Source organism: Streptomyces sp. NPDC001568 (genome assembly GCF_042893755.1).
Taxonomy (GTDB): Bacteria; Actinomycetota; Actinomycetes; order Streptomycetales; family Streptomycetaceae; genus Streptomyces.
In genome coordinates this window covers 140648-167494 of the sequence record NZ_JBIAVF010000001.1, presented here as the reverse complement: position 1 = coordinate 167494, position 26847 = coordinate 140648, and the positions used below count along the sequence as shown (strand labels likewise).

Below are 26847 nucleotides of genomic sequence, written 5' to 3'. Positions count from 1 at the left end.
GTTGGACAAACCCCCACCCCCGTCCCCCGGGCGGGGGCGCCGGCCGGGGGGGGGGCCCGCCCGCCGGCGTTCGGGCGAAGTGACGTCACTCCTCCGGGGGGCGCCGCGCCAGGATCCTGGACCCCGCCACCGGCGGGAGCAGGGGCGCCGGCCCGACGGGGCGGCCCAGCGGCGGCGTCCCGGCCGCCGCCCCGACCGCCCGGGACGCCTCGACGTCGGGCGCCTGGGCCGGGGCCGGAGCGCCGACGGCGACCGGTGGGGGCGTGCCGGCTTCGGGGACGGACGGGGGCCGCACCGTCGCCGGAGCGACCGGAGCAGCCGGGGTTCCGCGTCGTGTCGTGGGCGGGACCAGGGGCTGCGCCGCGCTGCGCAGCGCCTGCCAGCGCAGCTCCCGGACCCCCGAGTCGTGCCAGGTGTCGGCGGCCGCCTCCTCGGCGGCCCCCCGCGCCGGTCGCGTCCGCCAGGCGTGCACCCCGACCGCCAGCGGAACCGCCACCACCAGGGTCCAGGCCACCGCCGCGCCCCCGACGGCCCACCACACGGGCCCGAAGCTCGCCAGCGCCGCCGTACCCATCGGGCCGCCCGACACCGCCGCCAGCGCGGCCATCGCCAGTCCGCACACCACCGAGCCCAGCGCCGCCGTCAGCGCGGTCTCCCCGTACGGGACCTCCCGCGCCCGGCGCACCGCGAACCAGCCCACCGCCAGTCCGGCGGCCACCGGAACCCCGGCCGCCGCCCAGGTGACCGGGGTCCCCGGCCCCTCCGGCGGCAGCGCCGCCAGCAGCGGGAACCCGGGCAGCGCCGCCGCGCCCTCGAAGCCGAGCGGGGTCGCCGTCGCGCCCGCGCCCAGCGCGAAGCCGGGCCCGAGCCCGTAGGCCGCGCCCCACACCATCGCGTTCGGGATCAGGGCCACCGCCAGCAGCAGCACCGCGAACCGGCCCGACCAGACGCCGGTCAGCTGGAGGAACGACGCCTGCACCTGGGGCCCGTGCCAGGCCAGGGAGGCGCCGACGAGCAGGGTCCCGCCGCCCAGCAGCACCAGCACCCCGGCCGCCCCGGATCGCAGCGCCAGCGCGTACCGGGGGCGCGTGATCGCCTTCCGCACGCCCCTCGGGACCCGGTCCGGCAGGGGTCCCAGCGGCCGACCCTTCGCGGCCCACACCCCGCCGGCGGCGGCGAGCGCCGCCACCAGCGGCAGGTGCCAGGCCGCGCTCAGCGGATCGGCGGGCATCGGTCCGCCGGCCGCGTACACGGTGGCCAGCGCACCGACGGCGAGATAGCCGCAGAGCACGGCGGAGAACACGGCGCCGGCCGGCAGGACCTCCTCCCCGTCCGCCCCGGCGGCGTCCCCGGAGGCGCTGCCCAACCGGGCCGCGCGCCGCATCAGCAGGGCGGGTAGGGCCACCAGGAGCAACGGCGTCACGCCCACGGGTGCGGGCACCCCGGACAGGGTCTCGTAGCGGACGAGCTCCGTCCCGTGGGCCATCAGCCACAGCCCGGCGGCGAGGTGCAGCGCACCGCCGGGCCCGCTGTCGGGATAGGGGGAGCTGATCCACAGCACGATCACGAGCACGGCGAGGAAGCCGAGCCCCAGTCCGGCGGCCACGGCGCCGCCCAGCACGCAGGCGGCGGCGGCCGGTGAACGGCGCCGCACACCGGGGCGCGGGGCCGCCGGCAACGGGGTCCCGAGTTCAGTCACTTGGGTCACCCCGCCCATGGTGCCAACGACACGCGCTATGGGCGGGTAACAGGCGAATGCCCGTGGTGTCGCTCAATATACGTTTATGTACTTTTTCGCCCAAGGCTGCCGGGTCGCGGGGAGTGTGGCATGACACAAGGCGTCGATACGACCTCCGGCTCGGAACTGGGCCTGCCCTCCCCCAAGGAGCGCCGCAGGCTCCGCGAGGCGGGCGAACTGAGCCACGAGGAGGTCGCGGCGGTCATCGGGGTCACCCCGGCGACGCTCCGCTCGTGGGAGACGGGCCGCACCGAGCCGCGCGGGCGCAAGCGCGAGGTGTACGCCGAGATCCTGGCCCGCCTCGCCGCGGCCGATGCCGTCCCGGACGCGGACACGCCCGACCTGCGCGTCACCGCTTCCGCGCGCCCGGAGCCGCCCCGGACCCCGCCCCCTCCCGAACCCCACGCGCGCGAGCCGGAGGCGGAACCGGAGCGCGCCCCGGCCGCGCCCTTCGCGGGGTGGGCGCCGCGCACCGCAGGCGGCGTACGGGCCCTCGCGGGCGGGGGCCAGGGACGGTCCGGCGGGCCCAGTACCCGGCCCAGGCCCGCGACCAAGCGGGCCGCGAAGCCGGTCGGCGCGGCCCGCCACGACACGAAGACCCCCGTCAGGAGCGGTGGCGGCGGCTCCGCGGGCGGCCCCGACCCGGGGCGACCCGCCGGACCGCCCGCGCCCCCCGGGCCGGCGCACCCGACCGACACCTCCGCCCCGGCGCACCCCGGCGCACCCGCCGACGCGCCCGCCGAGGTTCGCGCCCCCGAGCCGGCGGCCCCCGCGGCGGACGCGGGGCTCGCGCCGAAGGAGACGGGGGCCGCACCGGAGGCGGACGAGGCGGCGGCCACCCCCGAGGCCACCGGATCGGAAGCGCCCGTGGCGCGCCCGTCCGACCCCGTCCAGGCCTTCGAGGCCCTCTACGCCTACGCCGCCCCGGCCCTCGTCCGGCAGGCCTACCTCCTCACGGCCCGCCGGGCCCTCGCCCACGAGTCGGTGGAGCGGGCCTTCCAGCAGGCCTGGGACCGCTGGCCCGAGGTCGCCACCGACCCCGACCCCGTCGGCTGGGTGCGCGCGGCCGTGTACGAATACGCCCTCTCCCCCTGGCACCGGTTCCGCCGCGCCCACCGCCACCCCGACAAGCCGCCGGCCGAGCCCGCCGACCGGATCCTGCTCGACGCCCTCCTCGCACTGCCCCCGGTGCACCGCCGCACGGTGCTGCTCTACGACGGCGTCGGCCTCGACCTGCCCGACACCGCCGCCGAGACCGAGGCCAGCACCCCGACCACGGGGAACCGCCTGCTCCACGCGCACGCCGACCTCGCGGACCGCGTGCCCGAACTGGCCGACGTACCGCCCGAGAAGCAGTCCGCGCTGCTGCGCGAACGGCTCGGGGCGGTCCGACCCGCCGTACGGCTGGAGCCGCGCCCCGCGTCCGTCGTCCGCGCGGCCGGGGAGCACCGCGGCCGGCGGTGGACCCGGGCCGGCCTGGTCATGACCGCGCTGATCGCCGTCGCGACCGCGTACACCACGGCGACCGCGCCTCGGGAGTACGAGCCCCCCAGCTCCCCCGGCACGAGCGTGTCCGGCGTCCCTCCGCACAGCGGACCCCAGCGGCTGACCGAGCAGAGCCGGGAACTCCAGGACAAACTGCGCGCCGACCCCGCCGCGGGACCCGCCCGGGTCTCGCCCGGCCTGGAATGAAGAACGGGCGTGGCCCGCACCCCCGAGGGGTGCGGGCCACGCCCGTGGCCGCCCCACGCACCTGCGTGCGTGCCGGCGGCGACTGACTACTTCGCGGCGTTGAGGATCTCGCGCGCCAGCTTCGCGGTCTCGGTCGGCGTCTTGCCGACCTTGACGCCCGCGGCTTCGAGGGCTTCCTTCTTGGCCTGTGCGGTGCCGGAAGAACCCGAGACGATGGCGCCGGCGTGGCCCATGGTCTTGCCCTCGGGGGCGGTGAAGCCCGCGACGTAACCGACGACCGGCTTGGTGACGTTCTTGGCGATGAAGTCCGCCGCACGCTCCTCGGCGTCGCCGCCGATCTCGCCGATCATGACGATCAGCTCGGTGTCCGGGTCGGCCTCGAAGGCCTCCAGGGCATCGATGTGCGTGGTGCCGATGACCGGGTCGCCACCGATGCCGACGGCGGAGGTGAAGCCGATGTCGCGCAGTTCGTACATCATCTGGTAGGTCAGCGTGCCCGACTTGGACACGAGACCGATCTTGCCGGGCTTGGTGATGTCACCCGGGATGATGCCGGCGTTGGACTGGCCGGGGGTGATCAGACCCGGGCAGTTCGGGCCGATGATCCGGGTCTTGTTGCCCTTGGCGGTCGCGTACGCCCAGAAGGCGGCCGAGTCGTGCACCGCGATGCCCTCGGTGATGACGACGGCCAGCGGGATCTCGGCGTCGATGGCCTCGACGACGGCGGCCTTGGCGAAGGCCGGCGGGACGAAGAGGACGGAGACGTTGGCGCCCGTCTTCTCGATCGCCTCGGCGACGGAACCGAAGACCGGGACCTCGGTGCCGTCGAAGTCGACGGTGGTGCCGGCCTTGCGCGGGTTCACGCCGCCGACGATGTTGGTGCCGTCAGCCAGCATCAGCTTGGTGTGCTTCATGCCCGTGGCACCGGTCATGCCCTGGACGATGACCTTGCTGTCCTTGTTGAGGAAGATAGCCATGTGAGTCTGTGACCTCTGCCCTTACTTCGCAGCCGCGAGCTCGGCGGCCTTGTCGGCCGCGCCGTCCATGGTGTCCACACGCTGGACCAGCGGGTGGTTGGCGTCCGACAGGATCTTGCGACCCAGCTCGGCGTTGTTGCCGTCGAGGCGGACGACCAGCGGCTTGGTGACCGCCTCGCCCTTGTCCGCGAGCAGCTGGAGCGCCTGGACGATGCCGTTGGCGACCTCGTCACACGCGGTGATGCCACCGAAGACGTTGACGAAGACGGACTTGACGTCCGGGTCGCCGAGGATGATCTCCAGGCCGTTCGCCATGACGGCGGCGGAGGCGCCACCGCCGATGTCGAGGAAGTTGGCCGGCTTGACGCCGCCGTGGTTCTCGCCGGCGTAGGCGACGACGTCGAGGGTGCTCATGACGAGACCCGCGCCGTTGCCGATGATGCCGACCTCGCCGTCGAGCTTGACGTAGTTGAGGTTCTTCGCCTTGGCGGCGGCCTCGAGCGGGTTCGCGGCCGCGTGGTCCACGAACTCCTCGTGGCCCGGCTGGCGGAACTCGGCGTTCTCGTCGAGCGAGACCTTGCCGTCGAGCGCGATGATGTCGCCGTTGGCGACCTTCGCGAGCGGGTTGACCTCGACGAGGAGCGCGTCCTCGGCGATGAAGGTCGCCCACAGGGTCACGAGGACCTCGGCCACCTTCTCGGCGACCTCGGCCGGGAACTTCGCCAGCGCGACGATCTCGCGGGCCTTCTCGATCGTGACGCCCTCGTTGGCGTTGACCGGGACCTTCGCGAGGGCCTCGGGGGTCTTCTCCGCGACCTCCTCGATGTCCATGCCGCCCTGCACCGAGGCCATGGCCAGGAAGGTGCGGTTGGTCCGGTCGAGGAGGTACGAGACGTAGTACTCCTCGAGGATCTCGGGAGCGGTCTCGGCGATCATCACCTTGTGGACCGTGTGGCCCTTGATGTCCATGCCCAGGATGTCCGTCGCCCGGGCGACGGCCTCGTCCGGGGTGGCGGCGAGCTTGACGCCGCCGGCCTTGCCGCGGCCGCCAACCTTCACCTGCGCCTTGACTACCGACTTGCCGCCCAGCTTCTCGGTGGCCTCGCGAGCCGCCTCAGGCGTGTCGATGACTTCACCGGCCAGCACCGGTACACCGTGCTTGGCGAAGAGGTCCCTCGCCTGGTACTCGAACAGGTCCACGCGCGTCCGTCCCTTGTCTTCAAAGATTCGCAGTGATTCGCGGTTGTCTGCTATCTGCGTGGGCGTGCCGCGGAGGGCAACGTGACGGCGCTGTCACAAGGAAGGCGCACACGGTGACCGTGGACGCGGCATGTCCGTCCCGCAGGTTATCCCCGTGGGCCGTGGGTCCCTAAATCGCAGATCACACCTGAGCGGTGATACCTGTCACAGATCGCCTCACGGTTGAACTGCATCTTCGTGTGATCTGCCGATTTACGACCGCACGGTGCGCGACCGCGCCCGGTCCCCGTCAGGGAACCGGCAGGGGTCGCTTCTCCAGCGCCGCCGCCATCACGTCCGGGAACAGGTCGGGGGTGCAGGCGAACGCGGGCGCCCCGAGGGCCGCGAGGGCCGCCGCGTGTTCGCGGTCGTAGGCGGGGGCGCCTTCGTCGGAGAGCGCGAGCAGGGTCACGAACTCCACCCCGGCGCCCTTCATCGCGGCGACCCGCTTGAGCATCTCGTTGCGTATGCCGCCCTCGTAGAGGTCGCTGATCAGGACGACCACGGTGTCGGCGGGTCGGGTGATCTTCGACTGGCAGTGGGCCAGCGCCCGGTTGATGTCGGTGCCGCCCCCCAGCTGGGTGCCGAAGAGCACGTCGACGGGGTCGTCGAGCTGGTCGGTCAGATCGACGACCGCGGTGTCGAAGACGACCAGCCGGGTCGCGATCGACCGCATGGAGGCGAGGACCGCGCCGAAGACGGAGGCGTAGACGACGGACGCCGCCATCGAACCCGACTGGTCGATGCAGAGGATGACCTCCTTCTTCACCGACTGCGAGGCCCGGCCGTAGCCGACGAGCCGCTCCGGGACGACCGTGCGGTACTCGGGCAGGTAGTTCTTGAGGTTGGCCCGGATCGTCCGGTCCCAGTCGATGTCGTGGTGCCGGGGCCGATTGATCCGCGCGGACCGGTCCAGGGCGCCCGTGAGCGTGGCCCGCGTGCGGGTCGCCAGGCGCTTCTCCAACTGCTCCACCACCTTGCGGACGACGGCCCGGGCCGTCTCCTTCGTGGTGTCCGGCATGGCCTTGTTGAGCGAGAGCAGGGTGCCGACCAGGTGGACGTCCGGCTCGACGGCCTCCAGCATCTCCGGCTCCAGCAGCAACGAGGCCAGCCCCAGCCGCTCGATCGCGTCCCGCTGCATGACCTGCACCACCGAGGCCGGGAAGTACGTACGGATGTCCCCGAGCCAGCGCGCCACGTTCGGCGCGCTGCCGCCCAGGCCCGCGGACCGCTCCCCCGAGGTCCGGCGGGAGCCGCCGGCGCCGGCGCCGTACAGGGCCCCCAGTGCGGCGTCCATCGCCGCGTCCTGCCCGGTCAGCGTGCGGCCGGTGCCGTCGGCCTCGCCCCCGCCGAGCACCAGCCGCCAGCGCCTCAGCCGCTCCGCGTCGCCGCCGGTGTCCACGCCCCCGGCGGTCTCCGCCGAGCTCTCCGCTGCCCTCATGTCCCCGTCCCCTCCCACTCGTTTCCCACTCGTTCCGTACTCCGCCCGAGACGGCCTAGGCCGGCGCCGCGGACAGCAGCAGCCGGGCCAGCCCGGCCGCCGCGTCCGCCCGGACCGGGTCGAGTTCCGCGGCGAAGCCCGCCGGGGCGTCGCCCGGTGCGGCGGCCTCGGCCCGTCCCCCCGGTCCGCGCCGGACCAGCTCGCCCAGGGTCCGCTTGACCCCCGGCTCGTACGCCCCGAACGTCCGTCGCAGCAACGGCAGTACGTCGATGAAGGCGCCCTCCGGCACCGACACCAGCCAGGCGTCGATCAGGCCGAGCAGCCGGTCGTCGTGGACCAGCAGCGTGCCGCCGCCCGCGCCGCCCCCGGCGAATCCCTCGATCCAGCCCGCCGCGTCGGCCGGGTCGGACGCCGGGGACAGGGCGAGGCCCATCAGCCGGGCCGTCTCCTCGGGCGGGAGCCGGCCGTCGTCCAGCAGCAGCCGCGCGGCCCGGCCGCGTATCAGCCCGGGCACGCTGTCCCGCCCGGCCAACGACCGCAGGACCGCCGACCAGCGCTCGCGCAGCCCCCCGGCCTCCCGCGCGTCCGCCAGCAGGGCGACCGCCCCGTGCACGCCGTCCACGTGGCCGCGCAGCTCGGCCGCCCCGTCGGCGTCCAGTGCGGCCCCGCACGCGGGCGGCAGCGCCACGCAGATCCGTTCGGCGAGCCCGGCGGCGACCGTGCCCAGCGCCGCCGCGTCCGTCCCCCGTACGTCCCCGTACCGCAGTGAACGGGCCAGCGCCGGCAGCGCCTTGGCCAGGCCCGCCACGTCGGTGTCGAGCGCCGCCCGGTCGGCGAGCGCCCGCAGCACGGCCGGCAGTGCCTGCGACAGCCCGGCCAGCAGGCACCGTTCGGCCAGCGCCGTGACGGCGCCGAGGTCGTCCGCCCCGGCGGCGTCGGCCTCGGCCCTGGCGGTGGCCGCCCCCAGGACGGTGGTGCCCCAGATGCCGGCCTCGGCGACCCGTACCGACAGCTCCGGCTCCCACCGCAGCCGCCAGGTCTCCCGGAACGTGCCGGTGCTGCCCCGGGAGGCGACGGGCAGGCCCCAGTCGATCCCGAGCAGCCTCAGCCGGTGCAGCAGCATGGACTTGGCCCCGTCGGTGTCCTTGCGCAGGTCGAGCTCCAGCTCGCGCTCCTGCGCCTCCGCCTTGAGCCGCAGCGAGCGCAGGCTGCGGGTGAGGTCCCGCTGGAGCGGTACGACGGGCGCCTCGTCCGGGACCTCGCCCAGGACGTCCCCGACCACGAGCCGGTCCTCGATGAGCGCGAGCGGCACGTCGGAGCCGTCGCACATGACGGCCCGGACCGCCTCCAGGGTCTCGGTGAGTCCGGGCAGCGGCCGGCCGCGCACCGCGGCCAGGGTCGAGGCCAGCCGGACCGCCTCGATGACGTGGGCGGAGGAGACCTGGAAGTCCTCCTCGCGCAGCAGCCCGGCCACCTTGGTCAGCCACCGCTCGACGGGCCGGTCGCGGGCCGCGAACAGGTGGGCGTACCAGCCGGGCGAGGTGATGCCCGCCCCGTAACCGCCGGCCCGCGCGAGCCTGCGGTGGGTCCAGGGCACCCAGGTGGTCTCCACCTTCACCTTGGGCAGGCCGGTCAGCAGTGCCTTGTCGGCGGCCGCCGTGACCTTGGCCGCCAGCGCCGGGACGTGCCAGGCCCCGCAGACCACGGCGTAGTCGTCGCCGAACTCCCTGCGGGCGGCCCGCATCCGCTGCCGCATGTGCGCCTCGCGGACCAGGTCGCGCCGGTGGCCGCCGTCCCCGTGGGCCTCGCGCAGGGCCCCCATGGCCTCCGCGAGCGCCTCGAAGGCGGCGAGCGGGTCGCCCGCGGCCCCGCTGCCGCGGTGCTCGACGACGTCCTCCCACCAGCGTTCGGGGTCGTCGTACCCGGCGGTCCCGGCCAGCACCCCGAGCGGGTCCAGCCGTACGTCGCCGCCCTCCTCGCCGTCGCCGGAGCCCGCCTCCCCCTCGGGCGCGGTCGCGGCGAGCGAGTGCGCGGCCGGCAGGTCGATGAAGCGCACCGGCACGTCCCGGGCCTGCGCCCAGCGGATGGCGACCCACTCCGGCGAGAAGCCGGCCAGCGGCCAGAACGCGGCCCGGCCCGGATCGTCGGCGGCGTGCGCGAGCAGGGCGATCGGCGGACGCATCCCGGGCTCGGCCGCCAGCGGCAGCAGCGCGTCCCCCTCGGGCGGGCCCTCGATCAGCACGGCCCGAGGCTGCGACGCGTCCAGCGCGGCCCGCACCGCCCGCGCGGAGCCCGGCCCGTGGTGGCGCACGCCCAGCAGCAGCGGCCCCTTGGCGGCCGGGCTCATGCCGAGACCTCCCGGCAGGCGCGGTAGAAGTCCTTCCAGCCGTCCCGCTCGCGGACCACGGCCTCCAGGTACTCCTGCCAGACGACCCGGTCGGCGGCCGGGTCACGGATGACGGCGCCCATGATTCCGGCGGCCACGTCGGAGGGTCGCAGGACGCCGTCCCCGAAGTGGGCGGCGAGCGCGAGCCCGCCGGTGACGACGGAGATGGCCTCGGCCGTGGACAGGGTCCCGCTGGGCGACTTCACCTTCGTCCGACCGTCGCCGGTGACCCCGTCGCGCAGCTCGCGGAAGACGGTGACGACCCGACGGATCTCCTCCAGGCCCTCGGGCGCGGCGGGCAGGTCGAGCGCGCGGCCCATCTGGTCGACGCGGCGGGCGACGATGTCGACCTCGGCGTCGGCGGTGGCGGGCAGCGGCAGGACGACGGTGTTGAAGCGCCGGCGCAGTGCGCTGGACAGCTCGTTGACCCCGCGGTCGCGGTCGTTGGCGGTGGCGATGAGGTTGAACCCGCGGACGGCCTGCACCTCTTGGCCGAGCTCGGGTATCGGGAGCGTCTTCTCGGACAGGACGGTGATGAGCGTGTCCTGGACGTCGGCGGGGATGCGGGTGAGTTCCTCGACGCGGGCGGTCATGCCCTCGGCCATGGCCCGCATGACGGGGCTGGGGACGAGGGCTTCGCGGCTCGGCCCGTGGGCGAGGAGGCGGGCGTAGTTCCAGCCGTAGCGGATGGCTTCCTCGGGGGTGCCGGCGGTGCCCTGGACGAGGAGCGTGGAGTCCCCGCTGACGGCGGCGGCGAGGTGTTCGGAGACCCAGGTCTTGGCGGTTCCCGGCACTCCGAGGAGGAGCAGGGCGCGATCGGTGGCGAGGGTGGTGACGGCCACTTCGACGATGCGGCGCGGGCCGACGTACTTGGGCGTGATGACGGTGCCGTCGTCGAGCGCGCCGCCGAGCAGGTAGGTCGCCACGGCCCACGGGGAGAGCTTCCAACGGGTGGGCCGGGGCCGGTCGTCGGCGGCGGCCAGGGCTTTCAGTTCGTGCGCGAAGGCGTCCTCGGCGTGCGGTCGCAGGGCTTCTGCGGGGCTCTCGTTCTCGGTCGTGGTCATGGTCCCCCTCCAAGGCTCTCCAGCCGCTTCCGGCTGCTGCGACCAAGGTGCACCATGCCACTGACAACACCCTTCGTTCGAGGCGTTGTTGCAGGTCAGAGCGATTGTCAGTGGGGGTCCCTACGGTTGTTCCCATGACTGAGCAGGGGGTTCGCTGGACGGCGGAACAGGTACTGGCCCTGGCACCTGACGACGCGTCGCGCAAGGCGGGGGGCAGGCTGGGCGGGGCAGGTCCGTGGTCGCAGACCGGAGGTTCCGCTTCCGGTGCGGTGTGGGGGTTGTGCAAGGGCAGCGGCAGCAAGCCGTACCGGACGGTCGTGGACCTGACGGGACCGGCGTACAAGTGCTCCTGCCCGAGCCGGAAGTTCCCGTGCAAGCACGCGCTGGGACTGCTGTTGCTGTGGGCGGCGGAGGGGGCGGGGGATCCGGTCGAGGCACCGGACTGGGCGGGGGAATGGCTGGCGGAGCGGGCGGCGAAGGCCGCCCGACCGGCGGCCGGACCGGTGGACGAGGAGGGGGCCAGGCGCCGCGCACTGCGGCGGGCGGAACGGATCGGTGCGGGGGTCACCGAGCTGGAACAGCGGCTCGTGGACCTGGTGCGCGCCGGCCTGGCCGGCCAGGAGCAGACGGGCTACGCGCCGTGGGAGGAGACGGCGGCCCGGATGGTCGACGCGCAGGCTCCGGGACTGGCCTCCCGCGTAAGGGAGTTGGGGACAATACCCGGTTGCGGCCCGGGCTGGCCCGCCCGGATGCTTGAGGAGTTCGCGCTGCTGCACCTGCTGGACAGGGCCTGGCTGGGGGTGTCCGGGCTGCCGGAGCCGCTGGCCGCGACCGTCCGGAGCCGGGTGGGGCTCCCGTCCTCGGCGGAGGGCGAAACCGTACGGGACCACTGGCTCGTCCTGGCCCAGTACGACTCGGTGTCCCCGGACGGACGGCTCACCACCCGCCGAATATGGCTGCACGGGTTGGGGAGCGGGCGCCCGGCCCTGGTGCTGGACTTCGGGCCGCCCGGGCGGCCACCGGGGCAGGCCCTGCCGGTCGGACTGGTACTGGAGGCGGAAGCCCGCTTCCGTCCCGGCTCGGCGGGGTTGCGGGCCGACCTGGGAGAACGGTTCGCGCCGGCGGTACCGGACACCCGGGTTCCGGCCGGGGTGGACACACAGGGGGCACTCGCCGCCTACGGCGACGCGCTGCGGGAGGACCCGTGGCTGGAGTCGTGGCCGGTGGTGCTGGGCCCGGTGATCCCGATACCGGGGGAATCGGGTGACGGGAGCTGGCAACTCGCGGACGCGGACGGGGCGTTCGCCTTGCCGGTGAACCTCGCCGGAGGTCGCACACGGTCGGGCCTGTGGCAGCTGGCCGCCCTTTCGGGCGGCGGCCCCGTCACGGTGTTCGGCGAGTGCGGTCACCGCGGGTTCACCCCGCTGACGGCATGGCATCCGCAGGGGGCGGAGCCGGTCGCCCTCGGGTGACGTCGGGCGGGATGCGGGAAGCGACGGCGCGGGGGCGCCGTCGTGAGGAAACGAGTAAGCCGGGGGGCTTTGATGAACGACAACCACGCGAGCTGAGGCACTGACCGATCCGACCACGGACGCTCCGGTCCCGCGGAGGGGGCGGGACCGGAGCACGAACACGAAGAGGGAGGGGTCCGATGAACGGCACGGCCGAGGCGGACGAGAAGAGCGTGGAACCGCAGGCCTGGGAGGAACTGGTCGCCACCGCGCTGCTGGGAACCGAGCGGCGGGGCGGCGCACCGCGGGCCCTGCTCGACGCGGCGGCCGTGCGGACCCTGCGCCGCCGCGCCGGGCTCCGGCCGGCTCCGGCCGGCCGGCTTCCGCAGCCCGCGCCGCGGGATCCGCGTCCGGCCCCGCCGGAGGCGGCCCGTCGGCGGCTCGCGCAACTCCTGGCGGGCCGCACGGGCGCGGGCAGCGCCGGGGGTCGGCGCGGAGCCGCCCCCGATCTGACGGAACTGCTGCCGCAGTGGCTCGCCACGGCGGCGCGGCACGGCTACCGGGCCCCGTCGGCGCTGGTCCCGGCGCTGCTGGACGCGGCCCGGGCCCGGACCGACCTGCGCCCCCAGGCCCTCGCCCTGGCCGGGGCGCGGGGGCTGTGGCTGGCCCGCTTCAACCCGGACTGGCGGTTCGCGCTGCGCGGCGGGACGGGGGGCGCGGGCGAACTGCCCGATCCCGCCGACCAGGAGGCGGTGGTCCGACTCTGGGAGGAGGGGCTGTTCGCCGAACGGGTCGCCCTGCTGGGCGCCGTACGGGCGCACGAGGCGTCGGCCGCGCCCCGCCTGCTGGCCACCACCTGGTCCACCGAACGGGCCGAGGACCGGCTGATGTTCCTGGACTCCCTCCGGGAAGGCCTCTCCCCCGCGGACGAGCCGTTCCTGGAGTCCGCGCTCGGGGACCGCAGCCGCAACGTACGGGCGACCGCCGCCGAACTGCTGTCCGCACTGCCGGGGTCCGCCCTGGCCGGCCGGATGGCGGAGCGCGCCCTGGCCTGCGTCGGCCCGCGATCGGTGATCCCGCCCGCGGAGTGCGACGCGGGCATGCTCCGTGACGGGGTGGTCAAGCGCCCTCCGGCGGGACGCGGCGAACGGGCCTGGTGGCTCGGCCAACTCGTGGAGGCGGCCCCGTTGGACTGCTGGCGGGACCGGTTCGGCGGGCTCGGCCCGGCGGAGATCGTGGCCCTGCCGGTGACCGACGGCTGGGCGGAGGAACTGCACGCGGCGTGGTGCCGGGCGGCCGTCCGCCAGGGCGACGCGGAGTGGTCGAAGGCCCTGCTCGGCCCACCGTCCGCACCGCCGGCGGCGGGCCCGGGCACCGCCTCCCTGGCCGAACGCGCCAAGCTGCTGGAAACCCTGCCGGAGGGCGAACGGGCCGCTTGGGTGGCGGAGTTCGTACGGGCCCACGGCCTCTCGGAGGCCTTCCAGCTACTCGGCGTCTGCGTGGTCCCGTGGTCCGGGGCGCTGGGTCGGGCCGTGGTCGAAGCCCTGGACTCCGCCCGCGAGGCGGGCAGCTACCCGTGGAGCTTCAGCGGGATCATGGGCCTGGCGGAACGCTGCCTCGACCCCACCGAGGCCGGTCATCTGGAGGCCCTCACCGCCGGCGCCCAGGATCCCCCGGACGCCTCACCGGGCGCGGCCGCCTACTGGTCGGAGGCCTTCCAACGCCTGGTGGCCACCCTCCGCCTCCGCGCCACGATGCTCACCGAACTCGCCCCGCCCGCCTGACCCCGGGCAGCAGGAGACCCGGCCCCCGGACGCCGCAGGTCGGGGCGGGGGCCGACCCGACCCGGCGGCGACCGGCCGGCCGGAACTACTGCCGGACGTTCCCGTTGACCCACTCCACGATCGCCGTCGTGGTCGCCCCCGGCGTGAAGATCTCCGCGACCCCCTTCGCCTTGAGCGGAGCGATGTCGTCCTCGGGGATGATCCCGCCGCCGAACACCTTGATGTCCTCCGCGTCCCGCTCCTTCAGGAGCTCCAGCACGCGCGCGAACAACGTGTTGTGGGCGCCGGACAGGATCGAGAGACCGATCGCGTCGGCGTCCTCCTGAATGGCGGTGTCCACGATCTGCTCGGGGGTCTGGTGGAGGCCGGTGTAGATGACCTCCATGCCGGCGTCGCGCAGCGCACGTGCGATCACCTTGGCACCCCGGTCGTGGCCGTCGAGACCCGGCTTGGCCACCACCACACGGATCGGACCGGTCACACCCATCGCACTGCCTCCCGAGTGAACGAACGTTAAGTACAGCATCGCGCACCGCACCGTTTCGCGGTCAACCGGGAGGGGGAAATCACACGTGGGACACAGCGGATTCATTACCGCCGAGTCGCCCCGCCACCGCGCCGACAGCCGCCCGGCACGGTGGCGGGGTCGCTTCGGCGGTGCGGCCACGTCCCCGAGAGGTCCAGGGGAGGGCCGTCCATGGGGCTGTCGATCACACCGCTGCCGCTGTCGATGACCGGGGCGGCCCTGCGCGCCGCCGTCCTGGAGGCCGTCGTCCTGGCCGGACACCTTCTCCTCTATCCCACCGGGGTCCTCGAGGAGCGCCCCGCACCAGCCGCCCCGAACGCCGACCCCGAGCCCGGCGCCCCGAGCGCCGACGTCGAGCCCGGCGCCGCCGGCGCCCCGCCCGCCCCACCCGGGCAGCGTCCCCCCGTGCTGCTCCTGCACGGGTTCACCGACAACCGTTCGGTCTTCGTCCTGTTGCGGCGCGCCCTCGGCGCGGACGGCCTGCGCCGGGTGGAGACGTACAACTACTCGCCCTTCACCCGCGATCTGCGCGTCACGGCCCGGCATCTCGCCCGGCGCGTGGAGGAGCTGTGCGAGCGCAGCGGGCAGGACCGGGTGGACCTCGTCGGGCACAGTCTCGGTGGCCTCGTCGCCCGTTACTACGTGCAGCGCCTCGGGGGTGACGCGCGGGTGCGCACGCTCGTCACGCTCGGCACCCCCCACGCCGGCACCCGGGTGGCGCCCTTCATGGACGCGCACCCGCTGGTCCGGCAGATGCGTCCGGAGTCCGAGGTGCTGACCGAACTGGGCGCCCCGTCGCCCGGCTGCCGGACCCGGTGCGTCGCCTTCTGGAGCGAGTTCGACGCGTTGATGGCGCCGACGGGGACGGCCAGGATCGAGCACCCCGATCTGGACGCGACGAACGTGCAGGTCACCGGCATCGGTCACCTCGCCCTGCCGGTCCATCCCACCGTGATCACCGCCGTCCGCCGCGCGCTGGACGGCCCGATCACCGACGCGACGGCACCCGCGAAGCCATCGAGCGCACCGGCCACACCGGCCGCACCTTCCACCGGGACCACCGCTTCCGCGGGAACCGAGGACCGGAGCCTGGCCATCTGAGCCGCGAGGACGCGAACACGCCGGAGGGCGACACACGCTTTCCGGGCGCCGGCGCCGGAGTTTCACTCACGCTCCACGCCAACCTCAGTCGAACTAATTTCGAACTCAAGGCCAAGGCTCGGTGTTCGGAGGACCGAAAGGCCGCCGAATGCCCCGTTCCCGTGAGAACGGAACCCGCCGAAGATTGTCGTCCCCAGTAACCGGCGGGTACAGTCACGCCACTGCTCTCCTCCGGTGAACCTCGAGTTCCCCGGCCACCCAGGCCCCCCACTGCCGAGGCGAAAGAGAAGTTGGTGAACGACCGCCCGACGTCGGGCCAGTACCCCGAAACCGGGTATGACGGCCTTTCCACCACCACTTTCGCTGGTGACCAGGCATACGTTTCCTATGAAACGCAGGGCCAGGGCTACCAATACCCTGCGGATTACACGGCTTCCGGGACCTACGACGCCTACGGCTCGTACCAGTCGACCGGTTCGTACGACACCACCGCGTGGTCCGTGCCGGAGACCTATCTGCCGACCGTGCCCAGCCAGAGCGTCCCCGAGGACGGCACCGGCCAGTGGGACGCGAGCGCCTGGAACGCGACCGGATCCGGAACCGGAACGGGCTTCGAGTCGGTGTCCTTCGGCTACGACCCCGCCCCGGAGCAGACGGGTCACTGGACCCTCCCGGGATACGGGCAGGAGACCGGCACCTACGACGCCACCGCCTGGAACGGCGGCGGCACCGAGCCGGTCGCCGATGCCGGCGCCGGGACCTACGTCGACGTCACCTCCCAGGCGGGCTCCTACGGTTACGAGGCCACGACCGTCGTCCCGGTCGTGCCGGCCTCCGGGAGCGCCGGCCCGTACGGCGACGGCTACGCGGACTCCTACGCCGATCCGTACGCCGGGTCCTACGCGGGCACCTCCCCCGAGCCCTACGTCGACCCGTACGCCGAAGGCCGGGCCGAAGCCGACCTGCACACCGCCGAGACCTCGGTCTTCGAGGCGGTGGCCGCTCCGTCCGCGAACGAGCCGGTCTTCATCGACGGAGTGCACGACCTGCCCACCCAGGCCATGCCGGTGACCCCCGGCGAACCCCGCTCGGCGCGTCGGGCCGGAGCCAAGGGCTCGGCGAAGACGAAGACGAAGACGACGTCCACGCCGCCCACGTCGACGTCCGCCTCCAAGAGCGGTTCCCGGACCAACCCCGTCAAGGCCGGCGGCGCCGGCGGCAACACCCGTCGCCGCACCCCGGCCAAGCGGTCCGCCCTGCTGACCGTCGCCGTGCCCTCCGCCTGCGTGATGGGCGTCGCCGGAGTGGCCGCCGCGTCGGTCGGCGGACTCACCGGGAGCACCGAGAAGCCGTCCGAGGAAACCACCACGATGGCGGCGCCCGATCCCGCCTCGGTGAAGCCGGTCGCCGCGAACAACAAGCTCGACACCCAACTGGCCGCGCTCAGCGCCGACGCCGGTGACTTCGCGGACCGCGCGAGCCGTACGCAGGAGCGCATCGACCTGCGTCAGCGCCAGGAGGACGAGAAGAAGAAGCGGGCCGAGGAGGCCGCCGCCAAGGAAGCGGCCCGGCCCAAGTTCGCGGTGCCCGTCGCCCAGAACGGCCTCTCCGCCAGCTTCGGTCAGGCCGGCGGCATGTGGATGTCCGTGCACACCGGCATCGACTTCCCGGTCTCCTACGGAACCCCGGTCATGGCCGCCACCGACGGCACCGTGCGCACCCAGTGGAACAGCGCCTACGGCAACATGGCCATAGTGACCTCGCCCGACGGGACCGAGACCTGGTACTGCCACCTCGGCAGCACCAAGATCCGTTCCGGCAAGGTCAAGGCCGGCGAGGTCATCGCCTACTCCGGCAACTCCGGCAACTCCACGGGCCCGCACCTCCACTTCGAGGTGCGACCGGGCGGCGGGTCCGCGATCGACCCGCTGGCCTGGCTGCGCAGCCACGGCCTGGACCCGAGGTAACGCACGCCCCGGCCCGAGGCGTTGGACCTCGGGCCACCGGGCACAGGACCCCCGGCCCGCCGGACCTACAGCTTCTGCACCGGCGCGTAGCGCAGCAACAGCCGCTTCGGCTTGTCGTCACCGAAGTCGATCGTGGCCTGCGCGTCCGCGCCGGCTCCCCGGACCTCCATGACCGTGCCCAGGCCGAACTGGTCGTGCGTGACCCGGTCCCCGACGGCCAGCGCGATGACCGGCTTGTCGGAGGCCCGGCGCGTGGCGAATCCCGACGGACCCGCCTTCGTACGGGACGAGGACAGGAACGCCTCGGGCGAGGTCCCGAAGGTCGCCTTGCCGGAACTCGAACCGGATCCGTACCCCGAGCCGCGCATCGGGCCGGCCGGCTTCTGGGTGGCTCCCGTCCGCTTCCACTGGAGGTACTCGGTGGGGATCTCCTCCAGGAACCGTGACGGCGGGTTGTACGAGGGGGTGCCCCAGGCACTGCGCATACCGGAGCGCGTCAGGTACAGCCGCTCGCGCGCCCGGGTGATGCCGACGTAGGCGAGCCGCCGCTCCTCCTCCAGTTCCTTGGTCTGGCCGAGGGCGCGCATGTGCGGGAAGACGCCGTCCTCCATGCCCGTCAGGAAGACCACGGGGAACTCGAGACCCTTGGCGGTGTGCAGGGTCATCAGGGTGATGACGCCGCTGCCGTCCTCGTCCTCGTCCGGGATCTGGTCGGAGTCGGCGACGAGCGCGACCTGCTCCAGGAATTCGGAGAGGGTGCCCGGACCGGCCGCGGCGGCCGTGGCACCGGCCGCGCCGTCGACGTTGTCCGCGGCCGTGTCGTCGGCGGCCTCGCCGTCGGCCGCCGGGGCGTCCGCTCCGGCGCGCGCCTGCTCGAATTCGAGGGCGACGGCCGCCAGTTCCTGAAGGTTTTCGATCCTCGTCTCGTCCTGCGGATCGGTGGACGCCTGGAGTTCGGCGAGGTAGCCCGTCCGCTCCAGGACCGCTTCCAGCACGACCGCCGGACCGGCGCCGGATTCGACGATGGTGCGGAGCTCCTCCATCAGCACGTTGAACCGCTTGACGGCGTTGGTGGAGCGGGCGGCCATTCCGAAGGCCTCGTCGACGCGCTTCAGCGCCTGCGGGAAGGTGATCCTCTCGCGCATCGCGAGGGCGTCGATCATCGCCTCGGCCCGCTCGCCGATGCCGCGCTTGGGCACGTTCAGGATCCGCCGCAGCGGGACGTTGTCCTCGGGGTTCGCCAGGACGCGCAGGTAGGCCAGGACGTCCCGGACCTCCTTGCGCTCGTAGAACCGGACGCCGCCGACGACCTTGTAGGGCAGCCCGACGCGGATGAAGATCTCCTCGAACACGCGCGACTGGGCGTTCGTCCGGTAGAAGATCGCGACGTCGCCGGCCTTGGCCTCCTTGGCGTCGGTCAGGCGGTCGATCTCGTCGGCGACGAACTGCGCCTCGTCGTGCTCGGTGTCCGCGACGTAGCCGGTGATCACGGATCCGGTGCCGGCCTGGGTCCACAGGTTCTTGGCGCGGCGGTTCTGGTTGCGCTCGATGACCGCGTTGGCGGCGGACAGGATCGTCTGCGTGGAGCGGTAGTTCTGCTCCAGCAGGATCGTGGTCGCGTCCGCGTAGTCCTCCTCGAACTGGAGGATGTTGCGGATGGTCGCGCCGCGGAAGGCGTAGATCGACTGGTCGGCGTCACCCACGACGCACAGCTCGGCGGGCGGCAGGTCCGGGTATCCGGTGCCGACCAGCTCGCGCACGAGCGTGTACTGGGCGTGATTGGTGTCCTGGTACTCGTCGACCAGGACGTGCCGGAACCGGCGGCGGTAGTGCTCGGCGACGTCCGGGTGGGACTGGAGCAGGTGGACCGTCGTCATGATGATGTCGTCGAAGTCGAGGGCGTTGGCCTCGCGCAGCCGGCCCTGGTACATCGCGTACGCCTGGGCCACGGTCTTCTCGAAGCCGTCGACGGCCTGGGCCGCGAAGGCCTCGTCGTCGATCAGCTCGTTCTTCAGGTTGGAGATCTTGGCGTTGAACGACTTCGGCGGGAACTTCTTCGGGTCCAGGTCCAGGTCGCGGCAGACGAGCGCCATGAGGCGCTTCGAGTCGGCGGCGTCGTAGATCGAGAACGACGAGGTGAAGCCGAGGAGCTTGGACTCGCGGCGCAGGATGCGGACGCAGGCGCTGTGGAAGGTGGACACCCACATGGCGTTCGCGCGCGGGCCGACGAGGTTCTCGACGCGCTCCTTCATCTCGCCGGCGGCCTTGTTGGTGAAGGTGATCGCCAGGATCTGCCCGGGGTGGACGTGCCGCGCGGACAGCAGGTGGCCGATCCGGTGGGTGAGCACCCGGGTCTTGCCGGAACCGGCGCCGGCCACGATGAGCAGCGGGGAGCCCGCGTGCACCACGGCGGCGGCCTGCTCCTCGTTCAGCCCGTCGAGGAGCGTCGCCGGGTCGATGACGGGCCTGGGGGCGCCGTCCCGGTAGTACGCGTCCCCGCTCATGGGTGCGTCGAACCGACCGCCGAAGAGGTCGTCCGCGTCCGGCTCCGGGGCAGCGTGTTCCTCGGGGGGCGGCGGGACCTCGTCGGAGGGGGTCAGGTCCGCCAGGAAACTGTCGTCAAAGAGGCTACTCATCGCCTTCCGAGTCTAGGGGGCGGGACCGACAGCCGGTCCCGTCCCCCGGGAATCGGCCGGATCCGCGGAGCCCGCACGCCGCGGTGGCCCGCCCCCTGCCGGGGACGGGCCACCTCGTGACGTGCGGTTCTGTCGTTCTCGACGTGCGGTTCTGTCGTTCTCGACGTGCGGTGCCTCTGGTCTCGAGTGCGGTTCCGCCTACCAGCCGCCGGAGCCGATCTCCGTGCGGGCGCCGAGGCCGGTGCCGGTGCCCGGGTAGAGGAAGAGCTTGCCGGTCGAGTTCTGGACGGCGATCAGGTCGTCCGGGCCGCTGGTGCCCTTGAGGTCGCCGCCGATCAGGTCGGACATGCTGTTCCAGCCGCCGTTGCCGATCAGGATGCGGGGGCTGAGGTAGCCGCGGTCACCGGGGTAGAGGAAGAGGTCGCCGGTGGACTCCTCGACCGCGACGAGGTCCTGCTTGCCGCTGTTGTTCACGTCCATGCCGGTCAGGTTGGACATGCCGTTCCAGCCGCCCGAACCGATCTCCTTGCGGGTACCGAGCTGGCCCGAGGACGAGCCCGGGTAGAGGTACAGCTTGCCGGTGGACTTCTCGACGCCGGCGAGGTCGGAGACCGTGTCGCCGTTGAGGTTGAGCGCGGTCAGGTCGGACATGCCGTTCCAGCCGCCGGTGCCGATCAGGATGCGGGAGCCGCCGCCGGTGAGGGTCGAGTTGTCGGCGCCCTTGTACAGCCACAGCTTGCCGGTGGACTCCTCGACGCCGACGATGTCGTCCTTGCCGTCGCCTGTGAAGTCCCCGCCGGTCAGGTTGGACATGCCGTTCCAACCGCCGGAGCCGATCTCGACGCGGGAACCGCCGCTCGCGATGGTCCCGTTCGCGTTGCCCTTGTACAGCCACAGCTTGCCGGTGGAGGCCTCCACGCCCACCACGTCGACGACGCCGTCTCCGGACAGGTCGGCCGAGGCCAGGTCGATCATGCCGGTGCCGGCGCCGGGACCGACCGGGGGCTTCGGGGGCTGCGGCTTCGGGTCGGGGTCCGGGTTGGCGCAGTTCTTGCTGGTCAGGCTGCGGTCGGGGTAGAAGGCGGTGCCGTTGAAGACGGTGCGCTGGTAGCTGCCGTTGTAGCGCTGTTCGTAGTGCAGGTGGGCGCCGCTCGATCCGCCGGTGCTGCCGACGAGGCCGATCAGTTCCCCAGCGTCGACCTTCTCGCCCTCGGACACCTTGAAGGCGTTGAGGTGGGCGTAGAGGGTACTCCAACCGTTGCCGTGGTCGATGGTGACGAACTTGCCGTAGCTGGTGTTGCCCTTGTCCCTGATGTGGGCCGTGCCGCCGGCGCTGGCCAGGACGGGCTTGTTCGAGGTGGTGCCGCCGTGCGTCCAGTCGATCGCGTTGGCGGAGGGGCTGTGGTACGAGCGGGAGTCACCGAGCCAGGTCTCGCCGCAGGTGAACGGCATCTGGAACTTGGGGCGGCCGCCGTCGGTGGTGGCGGACGCGGCCATCGGCGCGGCGATCGGGGCGTCGGGCAGACCCATCTCGGCCGGGGTCAGGATGGGCAGCACGCCGTGGTGGTCCTCGCCCTCGGCCTGGGCGCCGCCGATCGAGAGGGCGGTGGCGGCCAGGGTGGCGCAGATGAGGCCGGTGGCGATGGCGACGCGCTTGGACATGCGGCGGGCGATCGGGGTGGTGGCAGCAGACACGGGAGTGGTCCAAACCGGCACGGGGGTGCCTGGGGAAGGGGGCGAAGGCTTCGGAAGCGCTCACGGGACGGGACCGCCCGTCGGAGCGGGCCGCTCGGGGCGGCGGTACTGCTGAAGTGCGGTGATGCCGAAGTACTGGGTTGCCGAAGTACGGGGCTGCGGGCCGCTGCGGCCGTGGGGCCGTGGGCGTGCGCAGGGGTGGATCGGGGGCCGGGGTCCCGGCGCGGGCGCGGGACGGAGCCGGGCCCGGAGGGCGGAGGTGCTGCGGGCCGCCCTCCAGGAGGGGCTACCAGCCGCCGTTGCCGATCAGCTTGCGGGCGCCGAGGCCGGAGCCGGTGCCCGGGTAGAGGAAGAGGTCGTTGTTGGCCTTCTCGACACCGATGAGGTCGTCGTAGGCGTTCGAGGTGAAGTCGCCGCCGATCAGGTCGTTCATGGTGTTCCAGCCGCCGTTGCCGATCAGCTTGCGGGCGTCCAGGCCGGAGCCGTTGCTCTTGTAGAAGAAGAGGTCGCTGCCGGCGGTGTCGACGCCGACGACGTCCGTCCTGCCGTCGTTGTCGACGTCCATGCCGACCAGGTCGTGCATGCCGTTCCAGCCGCCCGTGCCGATCAGGACGCGGGTGCCGCCGCCGCCGATCGAGCCGGCGCCGTTGCCCTTGTACAGCCACAGCTTGCCGCTGGCCGTCTCGACGCCGACGACGTCGGCCTTGCCGTCACCGTTGAAGTCGCCGCCGATCAGGTCGTGCATGCCGTTCCAACCGCCGGAGCCGATCTCCTTGCGGGAGTTCAGACCGCTGCCGTTGCCCGGGTAGAGGTAGAGCTTGCCCGAGTCCTCCTCGGTGGCGACGATGTCGTCCTTGCCGTCGCCCGTGAAGTCGCCGGCCGCCAGGTTGGTCATGCCGTTCCAGCCGCCCGAGCCGATCTCGACGCGGGAACCGCCGCTCGCGATGGTCCCGTTCGCGTTGCCCTTGTACAGCCACAGCTTGCCGGTGGAGGCCTCCACGCCCACCACGTCGTCCACCGAGTCCCCGTTGATGTTGGCGGAGACGAGGTCGGTCATGCCGGCGGGCTTCGGCGGCTTGGGGGTCGTCGAGTCGTCGACGATGTTCTTGTAGCGGACCGGGTAGAAGGGGCCGTAGTTCCCGTAGTACGGGTAGTCGTACACGCGGTAGTGCACGCCGCTCGGGGTGAAGTCGAAGCCCCAGTACTTGGTCTTGTCGCTGTTCGCCCACTTCTCGAAGAGGGCGATGTGGCCGTTGGCGCCGCTGTCGTTGTCGAGGAGGGCGTCGCCCGCCTTCAGCTCGGCCTTGGTGATCGATTCGACGACGCCGCGGGTCTCGAAGGTGGGGGTGGTGAGCGAGTCGTCCAGGTCCCAGGCCATCGAGACGAAGCCGGAGCAGTCGGTGCGGTAACCGCCGTGCTTCGTACCCCAGTTGTAGTCGAGGCCGATGCCGACCCAGCTCTTGGCCCGCGCTATGACCTGGCTGCGGGTGATCGTCGACGCGGAGGCGGCGAACGTCGAGGCTCTCAACTCGCTCGGGGCCTCGGCGCCCTGGCCGGTGCTGCCCCAGTCGGGGTTGGGCGCCGGGTCGGCGAGCGGGGCGGCGGCGGGTGCGGCGGCCGGCGAGGCGAACGCCGCCGAGTCGATGCCCGCCACGGCGCCCATGGCGACGGCGGCGGTGATCAGGGTGGCGACGGCGGTGTTGCGGGTGCGGCGGGTGTAACGGGGCATGACGGAACTCCGGTTCGCGTTCGATGAGGTGTGAGGGGCCGGGAGCGGGTGCTCGACCGGCCGCCGTGAGCGGTGCGCGGGGAAGCCGCGCGGCGCCTACGGCACGTACGGGGCGTGCGGGAAGTGCGGGGGTGCTACGACGACTGCGGGGCGTGCGGAAGTGCGGGGGTGCCGCGAGGACTGGGGGTGGTGCGCGAGGTGTGGGGCGCGCGCCGGCGTTCGGGCCGAGCGGGCCCAGTGCGGCGTGCGAGGTGCGCCGGTGTGACCGGGGGACAGCTGTCCTGCAGGTACAGCGGTCCGGTGGAGCACCGTTCCCGGCCGGCGTGGGAAGTCGGCCGGCGTGGGCGGTCAGCCCGGGGTCACGATCCTGGCGGCGGGTACCGCGGAGGCGACGGGGGCGATGGCGGTGATGCCGAGGGTGAGGGCGACGACCGCGGCGGCCCGTGCGAGTCCGATGCGCATGATGAGAGGTGTTCCTTCCGGTACGACGTGCGACGGCTGGGTGGTGTCCTCCCCGTGGCCCGTGCACGTCCCGCGGTGACGTCCTTCGGGGCTTCGAGGGGGTGTCACCGGCGGTTTCCCTCGGCGACGTGCACTAGCTTCGCCTCCCGGCGCAGGGCGCGGAAGGGGTTCCCGGGGGCCCGAACAGGCCATGTCCTGTTCCGGTCCGCGCGGGTCCGTCGGGGCTGCCGAGGGTGCCCGTCGGAGCGTCCGGGGTGCCCCGTACGCTCGACCGCATGGACGTACTGATCAATGTCTTCGTCGGCCTGCACATCATCGGGATCGCCTCCCTCCTGGGCGGTTTCCTGACCCAGATGAAGGCGATGGGCGCCGGCACCGCCCGCTTCGTGCCCGCGATGCTGCACGGCGCGCTGACCATGCTGGTGACGGGCGTCCTGCTCGTCGGCTTCCGCGAGATGGGCGACGGCGCCCCGCTGAACCACGTCAAGATCGGCGTGAAGCTCGCGATCCTCTTCGTGGTCCTCGCCCTCGTCTACGTCAAGCGCGACGACGAGCACGTGGACAAGGGGCTCTTCGCGACGGTCGGCGCACTGACCACGGCCAACATCTTTATCGCCGTCCTCTGGCACTGACCGGTCGGTCCCGATCACGAACGGCCACTTCGGACCATCTCGTCACCGTCCCGTTACCTTCGGGTCTAGCGTCCTCCCCCGAGACCGACGGAAGGACGTGAGGCCCCCGTGGCCAGTCATCGAAAGCCCAGGCAGCGCCCGTTCAGCGGTGGCGGCGTACGGACCGCCGCCACGCTCGTGCTGGCGGGCGCTGCCACCGCCACCGCCTTCGAGGGCACCTCGCACGCGGACCCCCGGCAGAGCCCCGCCGAGGTGAAGACGGAGGTCGACCGGCTCTACGAGGAGGCCGAGGCCGCCACCGAGCAGTACAACGGGGCGAAGGAGAAGGCCGACGAGGCCGAACGGGCCCTCACCGGCCTGCGCGAGGAGTCCGCCCGCCGCACCGACCGGCTGAACACCGCCCGCACCGCGCTCGGGTCGCTGGCCGCCGGCCAGTACCGCAGCGGCGGCCTCGGCCCCGCGATCCAGTTGGTCATGGCGACCGATCCGCAGGACTATCTCGACCGGGCCTCGTTGCTGACCCGGGCCGGCAGGCGCACCGCCGCGGAGGTGTCCTCCGTACGACGCGGCCTGGACGACATCGGCAAGCTCCGTGACCAGGCCTCCGGGCGACTCGCGGACCTGCGCGCCCGGCAGGGCGAGTCGGCCCGGCACAAGGCCACCGCCGAGGCGAAGCTCAGCGAGGCGAAGCGCCTGCTGGCCCGGCTGACCTCCGAGGAACGGGCCGCGTACGAGGCGCAGTCGGGCACCACGACCGCCGCCGCCCCCGCCCGCACGCCCGGCACTCCCCCGACCCCGGCTCCCGCCGACGGCTCCCGCGCGGCCCGGGCCGTGGCGTTCGCGTACGGGGCGATCGGCAAGCCGTACGTCTGGGGCGCGACGGGCCCGGGCTCCTTCGACTGCTCCGGGCTGACGCAGGCCGCCTGGCGCGCGGCCGGGGTGTCCCTGCCCCGCACGACCTACACCCAGATCAACGCCGGGCAGCGCGTCGCGCGCGGCCAACTGGCCCCCGGGGACCTGGTCTTCTTCTACTCCGGCGTCACGCACGTCGGCATGTACGTCGGCAACGGCCAGATGATCCACGCCCCGCGCCCCGGCTCCACGGTCCGCCTCGCACCGGTCGACTCCATGCCGTGGGCGGGCGCGACCCGCCCGGCGTGAGGGTGTCGGGGTCCGGGCCGGCTACGGCGCCTTGACCGTCCGGCTCAGCCAGTCGAAGGTCTGCGGGAGTTGCTTCGACCAGGAGTCGAGGTTGTGGCCGCCGGTCACCTTCTCCGCGTGGACCACGGTGGGGGCCTGCGCGATCGCCTTGAGGTCCGTGCCGGACAGGTAGCCGTCCTGTTCGGCGCCCGACATCCACAGGGACACCGGCGGCGGTGTGGGCGCGGACTTCAGCAGGTGCTTCAGGTTGTGGGTGCGGCGCAGTTCGGGGTCCTGGGCGACGAGCGAGGAGGGTTCCTGGCCCGGGTCGTTGTAGCCGGAGAGCGAGACGGCCGCGCCGTAGCGGTCGGGGTGGGCGATGGCCAGCTTGGCGGCGCAGTACGCGCCCGCCGAGTAGCCGGCGACGCCCCAGTTGCGGGCCTCGTCCGTGGCCCGGAAGTTGTCGGTGACCATCTTGCGGACGTCGACGCTGAACCAGCTGTCCGCGTTGACCTTGCCGGGGATGTTGGCGCAGCCGGTGTCGGCGTTGCCGAGCAGCATGGCGCGCGGGGAGACGAGGATGAACGGCTGGACCTTGCCGCTCTTCATCAGGGGTTCCAGCACCTCGTGGGCCTTGAGTCCCTGGAACCAGGACTTGCCGGTGCCGGGGATGCCGGGGATCAGTTCGACGACGGGGAACTTCCTGTCCTTGAACGCGGGGTCGTCGTACTGCGGGGGCAGCCACACCATGACGTCGCCCTTGACCCCGGAGACCTTTCCGTCCAGCTCGGTCTTCTTCACCCGGCCGCCGAGCCCGTCGACCGGGACGAACTCCTGGCGGACCTTGGGCTCTTCCCTCACCTGCTCGGCCTTCTTCCCGCCGAGCCCGTCGGGGCCGAGGTCGGGGGCGGCGGTCACGTACGTGCCGGTGCCGAGGAGGTCGCCCCAGGACGCGTAGAAGTTCATGTCCCGGTTGACCGCGACGAACACCAGGGCCACGGCCGTGACCTGGGCGAAGACCACCATGAGGCCGCGCGTGACGAGACGTACGGCGGCGGGGCCGCGCACCCTGCTCCACACGGCCAACGGCAGGACGACGGCGATCGCCGCCAGGGCGACCACGGTGGCGAAGAAGGGGGTCCCCGTCAGGCTCATCACGCCCCCGAAGAGGGCGGACGCCCGTTCCC

18 protein-coding genes are annotated in these 26847 nt (G+C 73.1%); 7 read left to right on the top strand and 11 right to left on the bottom strand.

Going from position 1 to position 26847, the window contains the following annotated elements; all coding sequences use genetic code 11:
- Positions 1 to 85 precede the first annotated feature (85 nt).
- Positions 86 to 1717 (bottom strand): DUF6350 family protein, encoded by a 1632-nt coding sequence (locus tag ACFY0I_RS00810; protein WP_388888248.1) that lies wholly within the window; start codon positions 1715 to 1717, stop codon positions 86 to 88.
- A 111-nt stretch (positions 1718 to 1828) separates the two neighbouring features.
- Here ACFY0I_RS00810 and ACFY0I_RS00805 point away from each other — a divergent pair, with 111 nt between their 5' ends.
- Complete coding sequence (locus ACFY0I_RS00805; RefSeq protein ID WP_388888246.1) at positions 1829 to 3430, top strand: helix-turn-helix domain-containing protein; 1602 nt, start codon at positions 1829 to 1831, stop codon at positions 3428 to 3430.
- Between the two features lie 86 nt (positions 3431 to 3516).
- On the opposite strand, the gene sucD is transcribed toward ACFY0I_RS00805, so the two are convergent.
- The 5 genes from sucD to ACFY0I_RS00780 all read right to left on the bottom strand — a co-directional run bounded on the left by sucD (position 3517) and on the right by ACFY0I_RS00780 (position 10537).
- On the bottom strand, positions 3517 to 4407 hold the full coding sequence (gene sucD / locus ACFY0I_RS00800; RefSeq protein ID WP_362881815.1) for a succinate--CoA ligase subunit alpha: 891 nt from the start codon (positions 4405 to 4407) through the stop codon (positions 3517 to 3519).
- Between the two features lie 21 nt (positions 4408 to 4428).
- Positions 4429 to 5607: an ADP-forming succinate--CoA ligase subunit beta gene (sucC, locus tag ACFY0I_RS00795; RefSeq protein WP_356870877.1), complete on the bottom strand. Its 1179-nt coding sequence runs from the start codon at positions 5605 to 5607 to the stop codon at positions 4429 to 4431.
- Positions 5608 to 5896: 289 nt separating this feature from the next.
- Positions 5897 to 7087, bottom strand: a complete 1191-nt coding sequence (locus ACFY0I_RS00790) for a VWA domain-containing protein (protein ID WP_388888243.1) — start codon at positions 7085 to 7087, stop codon at positions 5897 to 5899.
- Between the two features lie 55 nt (positions 7088 to 7142).
- A complete protein-coding gene (locus tag ACFY0I_RS00785; protein ID WP_388888241.1) occupies positions 7143 to 9434 on the bottom strand; it encodes a DUF5682 family protein in 2292 nt (763 codons plus the stop codon).
- Positions 9431 to 10537, bottom strand: coding sequence for an AAA family ATPase (locus tag ACFY0I_RS00780; protein ID WP_388888238.1), 1107 nt, complete (start codon positions 10535 to 10537; stop codon positions 9431 to 9433). The genes ACFY0I_RS00785 and ACFY0I_RS00780 overlap by 4 nt, the downstream gene beginning before the upstream one ends.
- 134 nt (positions 10538 to 10671) lie before the next feature.
- On the opposite strand from ACFY0I_RS00780, the gene ACFY0I_RS00775 reads away from it, so the two are divergent.
- The gene (locus tag ACFY0I_RS00775) at positions 10672 to 12009 is read left to right on the top strand and encodes an SWIM zinc finger family protein (RefSeq protein ID WP_388888235.1); all 1338 of its coding nucleotides are present in this window, start codon (positions 10672 to 10674) and stop codon (positions 12007 to 12009) included.
- Between the two features lie 179 nt (positions 12010 to 12188).
- Positions 12189 to 13772 carry a DUF5691 domain-containing protein gene (locus ACFY0I_RS00770; RefSeq protein WP_388888232.1) on the top strand — a complete coding sequence of 528 codons (1584 nt, stop codon included), beginning with the start codon at positions 12189 to 12191 and terminating at the stop codon, positions 13770 to 13772.
- A gap of 85 nt (positions 13773 to 13857) precedes the next feature.
- Here the strand turns inward: ACFY0I_RS00770 and ACFY0I_RS00765 are convergent, their stop codons facing one another.
- On the bottom strand, positions 13858 to 14259 hold the full coding sequence (locus ACFY0I_RS00765; protein WP_281209601.1) for a cobalamin B12-binding domain-containing protein: 402 nt from the start codon (positions 14257 to 14259) through the stop codon (positions 13858 to 13860).
- A 210-nt stretch (positions 14260 to 14469) separates the two neighbouring features.
- Here ACFY0I_RS00765 and ACFY0I_RS00760 point away from each other — a divergent pair, with 210 nt between their 5' ends.
- Both ACFY0I_RS00760 and ACFY0I_RS00755 read left to right on the top strand, forming a co-directional pair.
- Positions 14470 to 15399 (top strand): esterase/lipase family protein, encoded by a 930-nt coding sequence (locus tag ACFY0I_RS00760; RefSeq protein WP_388888230.1) that lies wholly within the window; start codon positions 14470 to 14472, stop codon positions 15397 to 15399.
- A 500-nt stretch (positions 15400 to 15899) separates the two neighbouring features.
- On the top strand, positions 15900 to 17366 hold the full coding sequence (locus ACFY0I_RS00755) for a M23 family metallopeptidase (protein WP_388888227.1): 1467 nt from the start codon (positions 15900 to 15902) through the stop codon (positions 17364 to 17366).
- Between the two features lie 65 nt (positions 17367 to 17431).
- Here the strand turns inward: ACFY0I_RS00755 and pcrA are convergent, their stop codons facing one another.
- From pcrA to ACFY0I_RS00740, 3 genes are all read right to left on the bottom strand, one after another.
- A complete protein-coding gene (gene pcrA, locus ACFY0I_RS00750) occupies positions 17432 to 20002 on the bottom strand; it encodes a DNA helicase PcrA (protein ID WP_388888225.1) in 2571 nt (856 codons plus the stop codon).
- 198 nt (positions 20003 to 20200) lie between these two features.
- Positions 20201 to 21697, bottom strand: coding sequence for a peptidoglycan DD-metalloendopeptidase family protein (locus ACFY0I_RS00745; protein ID WP_388888222.1), 1497 nt, complete (start codon positions 21695 to 21697; stop codon positions 20201 to 20203).
- Positions 21698 to 21983: 286 nt separating this feature from the next.
- Positions 21984 to 23426, bottom strand: coding sequence for an FG-GAP-like repeat-containing protein (locus tag ACFY0I_RS00740; protein WP_388888219.1), 1443 nt, complete (start codon positions 23424 to 23426; stop codon positions 21984 to 21986).
- 737 nt (positions 23427 to 24163) lie between these two features.
- Between ACFY0I_RS00740 and ACFY0I_RS00735 the strand changes: the two genes are divergently transcribed.
- Both ACFY0I_RS00735 and ACFY0I_RS00730 read left to right on the top strand, forming a co-directional pair.
- Positions 24164 to 24520 carry a hypothetical protein gene (locus ACFY0I_RS00735; protein WP_383989214.1) on the top strand — a complete coding sequence of 119 codons (357 nt, stop codon included), beginning with the start codon at positions 24164 to 24166 and terminating at the stop codon, positions 24518 to 24520.
- Positions 24521 to 24628: 108 nt separating this feature from the next.
- Positions 24629 to 25681, top strand: coding sequence for an NlpC/P60 family protein (locus tag ACFY0I_RS00730; protein WP_388888215.1), 1053 nt, complete (start codon positions 24629 to 24631; stop codon positions 25679 to 25681).
- 21 nt (positions 25682 to 25702) lie between these two features.
- Here ACFY0I_RS00730 and ACFY0I_RS00725 read toward each other — a convergent pair whose 3' ends face one another.
- On the bottom strand, positions 25703 to 26815 hold the full coding sequence (locus ACFY0I_RS00725) for an alpha/beta hydrolase (RefSeq protein ID WP_388888212.1): 1113 nt from the start codon (positions 26813 to 26815) through the stop codon (positions 25703 to 25705).
- Positions 26816 to 26847: the final 32 nt, after the last annotated feature.